At 36.0% G+C, this 12,436-nt stretch carries 9 protein-coding genes and 1 pseudogene; 5 read left to right on the top strand and 5 right to left on the bottom strand.

Annotated features, from left to right (window positions below; genetic code table 11):
• Nucleotides 1–2,229: alkaline phosphatase PhoX (locus JO950_RS17385; RefSeq protein WP_370528124.1), on the top strand; the 2,229-nt coding region annotated here is incomplete at its 5' end.
• Between the two features lie 56 nt (nt 2,230–2,285).
• Nucleotides 2,286–3,188 (top strand): leucine-rich repeat domain-containing protein, encoded by a 903-nt coding sequence (locus JO950_RS17380; protein ID WP_202703778.1) that lies wholly within the window; start codon nt 2,286–2,288, stop codon nt 3,186–3,188.
• 87 nt (nt 3,189–3,275) lie between these two features.
• Here JO950_RS17380 and JO950_RS17375 read toward each other — a convergent pair.
• Nucleotides 3,276–3,941, bottom strand: a pseudogene (locus JO950_RS17375) (IS6 family transposase).
• A 440-nt stretch (nt 3,942–4,381) separates the two neighbouring features.
• On the opposite strand from JO950_RS17375, the gene JO950_RS17370 reads away from it, so the two are divergent.
• Complete coding sequence (locus tag JO950_RS17370; protein WP_202703777.1) at nt 4,382–6,277, top strand: FAD-dependent oxidoreductase; 1,896 nt, start codon at nt 4,382–4,384, stop codon at nt 6,275–6,277.
• A 219-nt stretch (nt 6,278–6,496) separates the two neighbouring features.
• On the opposite strand, the gene JO950_RS17365 is transcribed toward JO950_RS17370, so the two are convergent.
• The 4 genes from JO950_RS17365 to JO950_RS17350 all read right to left on the bottom strand — a co-directional run bounded on the left by JO950_RS17365 (nt 6,497) and on the right by JO950_RS17350 (nt 10,453).
• A complete protein-coding gene (locus JO950_RS17365) occupies nt 6,497–6,949 on the bottom strand; it encodes an Lrp/AsnC family transcriptional regulator (protein ID WP_202703776.1) in 453 nt (150 codons plus the stop codon).
• Between the two features lie 230 nt (nt 6,950–7,179).
• Nucleotides 7,180–8,172, bottom strand: coding sequence for a bile acid:sodium symporter family protein (locus JO950_RS17360; protein WP_237732377.1), 993 nt, complete (start codon nt 8,170–8,172; stop codon nt 7,180–7,182).
• 166 nt (nt 8,173–8,338) lie between these two features.
• Nucleotides 8,339–9,370 carry a methionine synthase gene (locus JO950_RS17355; protein ID WP_202703775.1) on the bottom strand — a complete coding sequence of 344 codons (1,032 nt, stop codon included), beginning with the start codon at nt 9,368–9,370 and terminating at the stop codon, nt 8,339–8,341.
• A 30-nt stretch (nt 9,371–9,400) separates the two neighbouring features.
• The gene (locus tag JO950_RS17350; protein ID WP_202703774.1) at nt 9,401–10,453 is read right to left on the bottom strand and encodes a DUF1852 domain-containing protein; all 1,053 of its coding nucleotides are present in this window, start codon (nt 10,451–10,453) and stop codon (nt 9,401–9,403) included.
• A 267-nt stretch (nt 10,454–10,720) separates the two neighbouring features.
• Here JO950_RS17350 and JO950_RS17345 point away from each other — a divergent pair, with 267 nt between their 5' ends.
• Nucleotides 10,721–11,350, top strand: a complete 630-nt coding sequence (locus tag JO950_RS17345; RefSeq protein WP_202703773.1) for a nitroreductase family protein — start codon at nt 10,721–10,723, stop codon at nt 11,348–11,350.
• Between the two features lie 458 nt (nt 11,351–11,808).
• Nucleotides 11,809–12,411 (top strand): hypothetical protein, encoded by a 603-nt coding sequence (locus tag JO950_RS17340; RefSeq protein ID WP_202703772.1) that lies wholly within the window; start codon nt 11,809–11,811, stop codon nt 12,409–12,411.
• Nucleotides 12,412–12,436: the final 25 nt, after the last annotated feature.

Here is a 12,436-nt window from a genome sequence, read left to right as displayed (position 1 = left end):
GAAAGTATTTATAATATTTTCTCCATTCCAAAATCAAAGTTTGTACAGGGAGTTAACCGAATTTCGATTGAACTACACAACCGAGGAGCAAGCAGTTCTGATTTAAGAGTGGATGCCTACCTTAAAACAGTTCCTGATAATGGTTTTGAAAAAGAATCACCATGGCGTTTTAATGACAATGGTGTACAGTTAGCTGACCAATGGAAAAATCCCGGTTTTGATATTTCAGCCTGGAAATCAGGAAATGGGCCATTAGGATATGGGGATCCTGTGACAACTACGATCGCAAAACCTTTAAATGCAGCATATTTCACTAAAGATTTTACCGTTAATTTATCAGATTTGAGTGCCACTATGGAGCTCGGAGTAATGAGAGATGACGGAATTATTGTCTTTTTGAATGGCGTTGAGGTAGTAAGAGATAATATGCCAGCGGGCGCAATTCTGTACGATACTTTTTCAACTACAACAGTCGATGGAGCAAATGAAAGTATTTATAATATTTTCTCTATTCCAAAAACTAATTTTGTACAAGGAGTTAACAGAATTTCGATTGAACTACATAACAGAAGTGCAAGCAGTTCTGATTTAAGAATGGATGCCTATCTTAAAAAAGCAGTTCCACCAGTAGTTATACCTCCTGATACCTCTTGCAACGACGGAAATCATATTAGCTGTTTTACCTCTATTGTGCCTACAGTACAAACGCCTAAATTAATTATTCCTAAACAGCACAAATACCAATTGATTCTTAAAGAAGGGGACAATTACACTGAAGGTGGAGGATTTGTAGGAGGCCTAAATGACTTTACTGGTTATGTAGCTAAAAAAACAAGTGGTGTATCTAGCAGTACAGATGGCTATCTTTCGGTAAACCACGAAACAAATCCGGGTGGAGTTACAATGGCAGAAATTAATTACAATGCAACAACAAAACTTTGGCAATTAACAAAATCAAGAGCGGTAGATTTTTCATCCGCGAGTTTGGTGCAAACGATCAGAAACTGTTCCGGAGGAGTTACACCTTGGGGAACTATCGTCACTGCAGAGGAATCTGTAGCAGGCAATGACACAAATGGTGATGGTTATAAAGATTATGGCTGGTTGGTAGAAATTGATCCGGTTACAGCTCAGGTTTCTTCTAAAAATGCTAATGGAACAAAAGGAAAACTTTGGCAAATGGGAATCATGAATCACGAAAATGTTGTGGTTAATAATGCCGGAACTATAGCTTATTATGGTGAAGATGGGGGAACGCACATGGTATACAAATACACCATGGATACGCCAAATAACCTTTCTTCAGGAAATTTATATGTTTTGAAATTAGACCAAGGCATAACCAATGGAAATCCAGTAACTACAACAGCAACCTGGATTCAGGTTCCTAACAAAACACAAGCAGATCAAAACAATACGACTTCTTTGGCGGAATCTTTAGGAGGAACGAAATTCAACGGGATAGAAGATGTTGAAATAAGTCCTTTGGATGGTAAAATATATTTTACAGCAAAAGGGTTAGACAAAGTTTATCGCATGAAAGATAACGGAACGACCGCGTCAGAAGTGGAAATTTTTGTAGGTGGAGGATCAACAGTTTATACTTTACATACAACAGATGGAGTTAAAACGGAATCTTGGGGAGATGGTAATGATAATTTAACTTTTGATGAGTTAGGAAATCTTTGGGTTCTTCAGGATGGTGGGAAAAATTATATTTGGGTCATAGCACCAGATCATACTCAGGCAAATCCAAAAGTAAAACTTTTTGCTTCTATGCCAGCTGGATCTGAGCCTACAGGTCTTACTTTTACACCAGATCATAAATTCGGATTTTTCTCTATTCAACATCCTGGCTCAGGTATCGATAAGGATGTTGATGCTACAGGAAATACGATTGATTACAGAGGAAAATCAGCTACAATCGTCATTGCTTTAAAGCAAAATTTAGGGGTAGATAATTCATTGGGTATTATTGATCACAATCAAAATGAGATTATAGTAACTCCTAATCCTACTTCAGGTATGGTACAGATTACTTCTGGCAACCTTAACAATCTGCAAGTTACCGCTTATAACATGTTAGGGCAGATTGTGTATAAAAAGGCTTTTTCACAAAATCCGGTTACGGAATTAGATTTGACAACGCAACTTCAATATTCAAATATGTTGATTTTAAATATAGAAGCTGACGGTTTTCAAAAAACTGTAAAACTTCTAAAAAAATAACCATTTAATTTTATTTTTTAGCTGCCAATAGAAATGTTGGCAGCTTTTATATATTTATGAAAAAATTACTTTTATCTATTCTCATTGTTTTTTCGGTCTGTAATGCTAAAGCACAAATTGACCCGGTTAAATATCCAACTTATACCGATATTGATACTGCACTTTTGAGTAAAAAAACCGTATACAGTATGAGCTTCAGAGATAAAGGATTATACAACCTTCCTCCGGATATTATAAAAATGGATTCTCTCTTTTTTTTAAATGTAATGGGAAATCATTTGGAGAAAATGGATAAAGCAATATTTTCGCTAAAGCAACTTGAAATTTTGAATGTTAATAAAAACAGTATTAAATTTATTCCGGATGAAATAAGTGAATTAAAAAAACTAAAATCTTTTTCGATAAATCTGAACAGTCTGACCGCTATAAATTCAAACATTTCAAAACTTCAAAACTTACGCATGGTGAGTTTTGAATCAAATAATTTAAGTGTTTTTCCGGAAGCTCTTTTAGATATCCCTTCCCTTGAAGAAATAAACCTCCATAGTAATCAGATAAGTACTGTTTCAGAACGTTTGGATAAAATAAAAAACTTAAAATACCTAAATCTCTCTTCGAATCAAATTAATGATTTAGGAGAAATGAAATTGCCAAAAAAATTAAAATACCTTGAATTACAAAAAAACAGTATTGTAGAAGTTCCCGGGACATTATTTCAATCTCAAAATATAGAATACCTAAATTTGAGTGATAATGCGATATCTTGGATTTCTCCAAAAATTATGAAGTTAAAAAATGCTGTAAGTGTAAATTTAGCCAATAATAAACTAAAAGATCTGCCCAACGAAATTCAATACATGAAAAAGCTTAAAACGCTAATTTTAGTTGGAAATCCTATGAATAAAGAAACTATAGGTAAACTTAAAGCGCTGATGCCTCATACAGATATTTATTTTTAATTTCCCCCTTAATTAATGTTTTAAGGCAAATTAAAGGTTCTGTCGCATCTGTCAGAATCAAATATAACACTTTAAGTAATTTAAAAGTTAGGCCGCCAATTTACAGAATGATTTAAACATAGTTATCCCTGGTCTAACCATCTGATTCTTTCTCAGCATATGCACAACTTCAATTCCGCTCAATGTTCGTCTTGCCGATTCAAAACTTTTAAAGCCTAACCCATTTTGTATCCTCCATTTTATAAATCGATGATCCTGTTCTATAATATTGTTGAGATATTTACACTGCCGGATTTTAATCTTTGAGAATGAACGTTTGTTATAGACTTTGATTGCTGCAGTATTAGAACCGCTTTTATCAATGTTTATTACTCTTGGCCGGCAATTATTAGTAATTGCTTTAATTAGAAAAGACTGAGCGCTCATTCTTTGTCTTTTTCTGGTCAAAAGAAAGTCAACCGTATTACCTAATTTATCTACCGCTCGATATAAATAACACCATATACCTTTTACTTTGATATAGGTCTCATCCAATCTCCAGCTCGTCCCCACTCTACCTTTTCTCTTCTTCATTTCTAACTCGATGAAAGGTGTAAACTTATAAACTCAGCACTGAATGGCAGCATGATCAACATGAACTCCGCGTATTATCATGATCTCTTCAACATCCCGATAGCTTAATGTAAACCTAAGCTTAAAATATACTGCCTGCAGTATAATAGACTTCGGATAGCAATGACCTTTCGTATTCATCAGTTTAAAAATTAAAAAAAGGCAAAGAGAAAACTTAGCTTTAGATGCAACAGAACCTGATATTACTTAGAAGCAGATTCAATTAGCAAAAGCTTCTTGAAATCTTTTTAAATCTAATTAAAAAAAAGTAAAAGGCTGACAAAATAATTGTACGCTTTACTTTTTTACATTTTAATCTTCTTTATAAAACCGCAATCATACCATAACCTTAAGCAATTTATTTTATTGGAATAAATCCATTTTATTCACAACAAAAAAACATCCTTTCACGACAGAAAAACCTTCACTAACGACATCTTTTTCATTTTTTCTATTTTCAATCATTAATTTCATTTCAGAAAATAAAATCTAGAGCTAGAAAGCGTTTTCGAGATTATCCCAAAAAAATACCAATACCATAGAAATCATTTTTTTATTTTTTAACATAAAATTTATACAAAATGGGACAGTACAAAAGTCGTCAGGAATTTTTAAAAAACAATCCAAGATCAATTGCATTCGCCGCATTGGCTAAAGCAACAAAAACGCAAAACACGATTACCAATCAAGCGATTAAACTTAGTCCAAATCAACTAGAAGGAAAAGAGGTTATAATCATCGGGTCTGGCGTTGGGGGACTTACCACCGCGTATGAACTACTCGCTCAGGAGTCTGGTGCAAAAGTAACCATTCTGGAAGCATCTCATAAAACGGGAGGACGCTGCATGAGCTTACGCACAGGGGATACACTCATTGAAGATGCAAACAGTGATTTGTTCGATTCAAAACCTGGAGAACCTCAAGTTGTTCGATTTAAACGCCCGGTGGGAGACTCAGAACCTTACCTTAATGCAGGTCCTGGTCGTATTCCAAGCAGTCACAAACGACTCCTTTCTTACTTAAAACGTTTTTCGGTAGACGTTGAAATATATGTGATGAACTCTGAATCTAATTTGGTTCAAAAGGACGAAAGTTTTGGAGGTGAACCTATGGTTTACCGTCGTTTGGATCATAATACAAGAGGTTGGTTGGCGCACATGGTATACAAAAATGCGGAAGAATTACTTCGCAATTCACAAGTGGGAATTAGTGAAAGTAATCTTAATACACGCGTTGAAGAATTACAAAGCTTGATGATCAGTTTCGGAGAGCTGGATGCAGATGGAACCTATAGCGCAACAGCTGGATCACCCGGCTTCGAGGATGGAAAAACACGCGCTGGATATGAAGTTTTACCTGGTGTTGCGGCTGGAATTGTAGCCGATGTTTTGAGTTTTGATAAATTGCTCGAATCAAAATTTTGGGAAGGTACAAAATTCTATCAGCCTACAGATTTTCTTTGGCAACCTACTTTATTTCAACCCGTTGGAGGAATGGATCAGGTGCAACACGCTTTTGCTCAACAAGTGGCAGCTTTGGGAGGAAATATTCTTTTGAATAGTCCTGTAAAAAAAATAAAATGGGACTCAACTAAAGAGAAGTACATCATTTCGGTTGGACAAGTTGGAACAGAAGAACCGATCTATTACGAAGCTGATTATTGTGTTTGCAACCTCGCGATGCCTTTTTTGAAAAACATTCTAGACTCTGATCTCCTAAATTCGGGACTTGAACCTGAATTTAAAGATGCATTAGAAGCCGTTTTTGTGGCACAATTTGAACCAACACAAGCTCCAGGTTATGAACCGCGAGAAGACGGATACGTTCCGCGTTTTTTAGCCTGTACCTCCAAAGTGGGCTGGCAGGCAAATCGATCTTTATGGCAAGGAAGCCCAATAAATCTCAAGACAATGGCAGTTGAAAAATCCGAAGTAGGAGTTGTACCTATTTTTGGAGGAATCTCTTGGACAGACAATGAAATTCAACAAATTTGGTATCCATCTACGGCGTATCAAGACGAAAAAGGCGTGCTCACAGGCGCTTATAATTTTGATAAAGTAGCACACGATTGGGGAAAATTACCCGTTAATGAGCGACTTACCAAAGCACGAAATGATGCCAGTAAATTCGGTAATAAATTTGCCGAAGGCCTGGAAGAAGGCGTTGCCATAGCTTGGCAAAATATGCCAAATATCAAGGGGGGATGGGCATATTGGCAAGCCGTTGGAGATGCGAACTACTCAACGAAACAATTTAACGCTATTGCACAAGGATCCGGAATTATAGATCCGAACACAAAAAATGCGAGCAATGCTAACTTTTTTATTGTTGGTGATCAAATTTCCTCCCTTCCTGGTTGGCAAGAAGGCGCTATTGCAGCTGCATTAAATGCAATTTCGAGAATGGCAAAACCAGAGATTAAAATACAGCCATTGAAAAATTTACCAGACACTCGTTTGATGGTGGAAGGTATCTAAATCAATTAAATAGAAATGAATGGAACGACGCGGAAGGTATTCTGCGTCGTTTTTTTATTATACTGTTTGATTCGAAATTATCAGTACAACAACTAAAAAAACAGATCAATATTGTATTACAATAACGAAAGAATTAAATCAAATTTAAACATAATGGACTTAATACATTTTCTGTCACAAAAGCTAAGGCGAATTTCAAATAAATAAGCCATCGCGGAACTATCCATACATATTTTTTATCTCCGACATAACAAAGGTACTTTGGGTACTTCCGATACTTTCAACCGATCCTAATTTATTAAACACAAAATCCTGATAATGCTTCATATCTTTGGCAGAAACTTTCATTAAAAAATCGTAATCTCCTGAAATATTGTAACATTCCACAACTTCTTCTATTTTCATAATATCACTAACAAATTGATGGCCGATATTACGATCGTGCTGTTTAAGTTTGATATTACAAAAAACAATGAAACCTCTATTTAATTTTTCTGCATCAAGCAGGGCAATATATTTTTTAATATATCCGCTGTTTTCCAATCTTTTAATCCGCTCAAAAACAGGCGATGGCGAAAGATTTACCATTTTAGCAAGCTCTTTTACAGTGTATTTAGAATTATCGTGTAGTATATTTAATAACTGAAGATCAATATCGTCTATTTGTTCCATAGAATATTTTATTTTAAACAGGTTTTAATTTATTCTTAAATCAGAATAAAATTCTTCAAATGTAACCAAAAACAACACAAAAATCTTATTTCATAGAAGTTAAAAACATAACATACTGAAAAACTTGTTTTAACAGTATAAAAATCTAAAACACACTATTTTATAGCAGGAATCGTTATCCTTGGTGCCCTCTATCGAAAAAAGATAAAGGGCCACACCATAAATAAACATTATACTTCTTTTCGTCGAGCCATACCCTGAGCGATGATACTGGCGGCAATCAATTGCAAAGCATGGTAAAGCATGAGCGGCAGCAATACGATGCCGGTGATGGTACTGTGCTGAAAAAGTACTTTTGACATAACGGTGCCGTGTACCAATGACTTTTTTGACCCGCAGAATAAAACAGTAATACGGTCTTCATCTGAAAAACCAAGCAGACGGCTGAGTAGTCCAACACAAAAGAATACGGCAAAAAACAACGCCATCATCCCTGCAGCGAGTCCAGCAAGCTCAAGGGCGGTGAAGCCTTCAAAAAGATGTTCGGAAAATGACTTGCAAAACGATGTGTAAATAATCGTTAGAATAACTGACTGATCGAAATATTTGAGCTGTTTCTTGTATTTTTCGGCAATGGCGCCGAAACGGGAATTGAGGCATATGCCGATGATAACAGGCAGCAAGACTTGCAGAATCAACTTTATGACGATTTGAGTAACATCAAAATCGCCTGTCGCAGAAGCTATAAACAGCCCAACCCAAAGCGGCGTAACCACTACTCCGATCAAACTGGAAATACTCGCATTGAAAATGGCTGCGGGAATGTTTCCCTTGGCGATGGAAACCATGACTACCGAAGAGGATACTGTAGATGGTAAAGCTGCCAGAAAAAATACACCCAGCCAAAGCAGCTCGAAGCCGTTATTGACAAACAACGGGCGAAATGCCAAAACGATGAGCGGAAAAAATAAAAAAGTTGTCAACTGAACGACAATGTGCATTTTCCAATTGGAAAGTCCTGCTTTTAGTTTCTCAACACTCAGTCGCATGCCATAAAACAAGAAAATCAAGGAAACGCCTGCATTGGCAATCTCCTCCAACGAAACAGGTTCTTTGACCATACCTGGATGTGGCAAAAAATAAGCCATCAGAATCATGGTGGCTATCATGAACAGGAAACCGTCGAAACCTGCTTTTTTTAATACTTCTAATAATTTCTTCAATGTGTTTTAAATATTATTCCTCCGTAGAGTCAAGATTACAAAAATATCTTACGCCTATAAACGTGGATTCTCTAGATTCATTTAGTTGTCCGCAGAGTCGCTCTGTTAAATTCTACGGACAGCAGGCTTCAAACAAGGAAATCCTATTCAAATTAATAAATTGAGACTAAATCCCAAGTTCTTTGCGTATAATTTCTGCTCCTGCGCTTAAAGCATTTAACTTACCTCTGGCTATGTTTCGAGATAGCGGCGCCATACCGCAGTTTGTAGAAGGGTAAAGATTTTCGGCATCTACAAACTCAAGAGCTTTACGCAGGGTCGCAGCTACTTCTTCTGGTGTTTCGATAGTGTTGGTTGCTACATCAATGGCACCGACCATTACTTTTTTACCGCGAACAAGTTCCATTAAATTTAAAGGCACATTGGAGTTGTGACATTCTAAAGACACCACATCAATTTTAGATTTTTGAATTTTCGGAAAAATTTCTTCGTATTGTCGCCACTCTGAACCTAATGTCTTTTTCCAATCGGTATTTGCCTGTATTCCATAACCATAGCAAATATGAACCGCAGTTTGACAGTGTAAACCTTCAATGGCTCTTTCTAATGCCGCCATTCCCCAATCGTTTACTTCATCAAAGAACACATTAAATGCAGGTTCATCAAACTGGATAATGTCTACTCCTGCGTCTTGAAGTTCTCTTGCTTCTTCATTGAGTGCTTTCGCAAATTCCCACGCCAATTTTTCCCGGCTTTTATAATGGTCGTCGTACAAGGTATCTACCATTGTCAGCGGGCCTGGCAACGCCCACTTTATAGGCTTATTAGTCTGTTTACGTAAAAATTTAGCATCTTCAACAAAAACTGCTTTTTGACGTGCAACCTCGCCTACTACCACTGGAACACTCGCGTCATAACGGTTACGGATTTTTACTGTTTTACGGTTTTCAAAATCTACACCGCTCAAATGCTCGATAAAAGTCGTTACAAAATGCTGGCGCGTCTGCTCGCCGTCACAAATGATATCCAGATCTGCCAATTGCTGCTCCTGCAGAGAAATGCGTAAAGCATCTTGTTTCCCTTCAAGCAGCTGATCGCCTTCTAATTTCCATGGTGACCAAAGTTTTTCGGGTGGTGCTAGCCAGGCAGGTTTTGGTAAACTTCCAACAATAGAGGTAGGTAATAATAATTTCTTCATAATAATATAATTTTAATGCGTTGTAATCAATTAAAGGGTAAAATTAGCAGACCATTGTTCCAGGAGACTTTTGTAAGGCTTAATGAAATGCTCTTCTGCATATTTACCCTGTTCAACAGCCAATTGGCTGCGCTCTTCGCGGTCATAATCTACGCGAGTCAGTGAATAATCTTCGTGTTTAAGACTAGGTTGATAGATTTCCCCGGCCACTGAATTTGCATTGTAAATTTCAGGGCGATAAATCTTCTGGAAAGTCTCCATGGTGCTGATTGAGCTGATTAATCCAAGATCCGTATAATCCGCAAGCAGATCTCCTGAATGATAAAAAGCCATTGGTGCAACACTATTCAAAGGCATGAAAAAACGAACCTTCAAGCCCATTTTAGAGAAATATCCATCCGTAATAGAATACTGATCCTGCAAATACTCAAAACCCAGAACCGGATGCTGATACTCAGTCCGAGTATACGTTTTGTTGCTCGATACACTTAGGCAAATAATCGGTGACTTCTTAAAGTGCTCTTTATAAGTGGCGGAACCCACAAAGCACTTATAAAGTTTTCCGTGCAAATCACCAAAGTTTTCAGGAATACAAAAATTAGGTTTATTTCTATTGTGCTCGATCAATAAAATACTAAAATCATAATCACGAACATAAGACGAAAAATTATTTCCGGCAATACCTTCGATACGCTGACTAGTCTTGCGGTCAAAAATATTCGTTTTTAAAACCTCAATCAACGGCAGATTGCTACTACCATTCTGATCATCAATACGCATCGTTACAGTAATGATTTCAAGTTCTACAAGGTAACGATCCGCTTTTGGATTATCCAGATGAGCCAATGCATTGAATCGATTGTTAATCATATTTAATGCATTACGTAAGTTTTGTTGGCGATTACCTCCTCTAGCCAGGTTTGCAAAATTGGTTGTCAACCGCGTTTCACTTGAGGGGTGATAATTTTCATCTAAACAAGTGCTCTTTAGTGTGAATGCAAAACCATTCTTGATTGTATTCTGGGTGTTTTCAATATTCTGCTTTTCGTTTATTCCCCTATCTTCTTGTATGTTTACTTTCATCTGATGATACTATTTAGTTTTTTTACCCTGCAAATTTGAAGATAAAAGATTAAATATTTTTATTTACACACAAAATCAGTTAATCATTCTTTTTTGATGCATTTTTAAAGATTATTAATCTTTAAAAATGCATCAAAATGAAGAGAAACAGATAATTATTCTTTAGTGACCTAAGATGAGTGATTTGGAGTTTCCCAGAGCGCTTCAAAAACTCGAAAAAGAAAACAATATCATTTATATTTGCCAAAAATTAAGATAGATATAGCAATGAATTTGATAGAAAATTTAAAATGGCGCTACGCCACAAAAGCTTACAATAACATTAAAGTAACAGAAGAGAAGGTCGATCAGATCTTAGAGGCTATAAATCTTTCAGCATCTTCTTGTGGTCTGCAATCTTACCGTGTCTTTGTTGTAAGCAATCCGGAAATTCAAAAGAAATTAGGTGCTGATTCGTATAATGGACAGATTCACTCTTGCTCTCATTTGTTGGTTTTTGCTGCATTCACTGACATGTCTTCGACTTACATTGACAATTACATAGCAATGACAGAAAAGCAAAGAGGTCTTGATGCTGGTGCCTTATCAGGATTTAGAAATGGATTGCATTCCTATTTTAGCACTATCAACGCAGAGCAAAAAGCACTTTGGGCTGCCAAACAGGCTTATATTGCACTAGGAACGGCACTTATTGCTGCAGCAGAATTGAAAGTGGATGCCACTCCTATCGAAGGATTTAATGCTTCTATTATCGATGCCGTTTTGGGTTTGAAAGAGAAAGGGCTGCATTCCGCAGTTATACTTGCATTAGGATACCGTGATTTGGAAAAAGACTACATGGCAACTATGAAAAAAGTTCGCTTGCCTATAAATGAAATGATAACGAAAGTTTACTAATGTTATAAGATATATTAATTTATCATGGGAAAAGTATACGTTCAACCTTGTGGACTTGATACCTTCTCTGTTATAAAAAGCTAAGGCAACTAATACAGTTTTTATACTGCATAAGTTTTGTGGCAAAATCACAGCAAAAAAGATTTGGAGTTGCCTCCAATTTTGCCACAAAAAGCTAAGGCCGTTAAGTGCTATTCATCACAATTTTGTCCATTTTTATTTTTGTGACAAAATCATGGCACCATGTTTTTTTAACTATTAAAAATTCAATCAAATAAAGACCTTCGGAAGCCTAGGTTCGAATATATTAAACATCTGAAACTATAAAACCTCCCCCTATATAACTATTTTTTATATTGTTAAGTTTATAAGGGGGCTATTAATGCTAAATAAATATAGAATACATTTGCTAATAACAAGACCTTAAATAAAGTTACTATTCTTGAATTTCGCAAAAAATGTTATACTCAAAATACAAACTTATTTCATTTTTAACCAGCATTTTTATCTGCTGTATCATCTTTAATGGTGAAGCACAGGTAAAACCTTTTTACATTGTCATGCCTTTTGAGGAAGAAATTTATTTTACAAAAACAGTCTTTCCTTTCAATTCCTCTTTTATGAAGAACCATAAGGTAAAAAGTATTGTTCTAAAAAATAATGACGAAAATGGGATAAATTATATTTACAATTTTAACCCGGATGGTCAAGTCGTGACTATAACTAACATACGATACAATAAAGAGAAAACAGACACCACTTTCTATATAAGAAATTACTACAATCCAAAAGGGCTGATTGATAAAAAAGCAAGGATTGACTATAATAATGGCATCGTAAAGATTAGTTCTTACCAATATGATGAAAAAAACAGAATTGATAAAATCCGATTCTTTTCATTGAATTCCGAAATGCCTAATAGACTCCAAAATAGCGGTTGGCTGGGAGAATCATACCCAGGTGTAGATAAAATAGTAACACTTGGTACTTTACCAAATGAAAAACTGCTAACTAAACCACTCTGCACTGAAAGTGCAGAGGTTTGTTTTACGAGGGACTGAAAGTCCCTCTTCTTATTTCATTCAA

The organism is Flavobacterium sp. UGB4466 (assembly GCF_903469665.1).
Classification (GTDB): domain Bacteria; phylum Bacteroidota; class Bacteroidia; order Flavobacteriales; family Flavobacteriaceae; genus Flavobacterium; species Flavobacterium lipolyticum.
Note: the sequence above shows the minus strand (reverse complement) of the source record. Positions and strands in the feature narration are given on the sequence as shown.

Excerpts from the sequence above, each read along its gene's own strand:
- JO950_RS17380 (WP_202703778.1), top strand. The coding sequence starts at position 2,286 with ATGAAAAAATTACTTTTATCTATTCTCATTGTTTTTTCGGTCTGTAAT.
- JO950_RS17370 (WP_202703777.1), top strand. The coding sequence starts at position 4,382 with ATGGGACAGTACAAAAGTCGTCAGGAATTTTTAAAAAACAATCCAAGA.
- JO950_RS17365 (WP_202703776.1), bottom strand. The coding sequence starts at position 6,949 with ATGGAACAAATAGACGATATTGATCTTCAGTTATTAAATATACTACAC.
- JO950_RS17355 (WP_202703775.1), bottom strand. The coding sequence starts at position 9,370 with ATGAAGAAATTATTATTACCTACCTCTATTGTTGGAAGTTTACCAAAA.
- JO950_RS17350 (WP_202703774.1), bottom strand. The coding sequence starts at position 10,453 with ATGAAAGTAAACATACAAGAAGATAGGGGAATAAACGAAAAGCAGAAT.
- JO950_RS17345 (WP_202703773.1), top strand. The coding sequence starts at position 10,721 with ATGAATTTGATAGAAAATTTAAAATGGCGCTACGCCACAAAAGCTTAC.
- JO950_RS17340 (WP_202703772.1), top strand. The coding sequence starts at position 11,809 with ATGTTATACTCAAAATACAAACTTATTTCATTTTTAACCAGCATTTTT.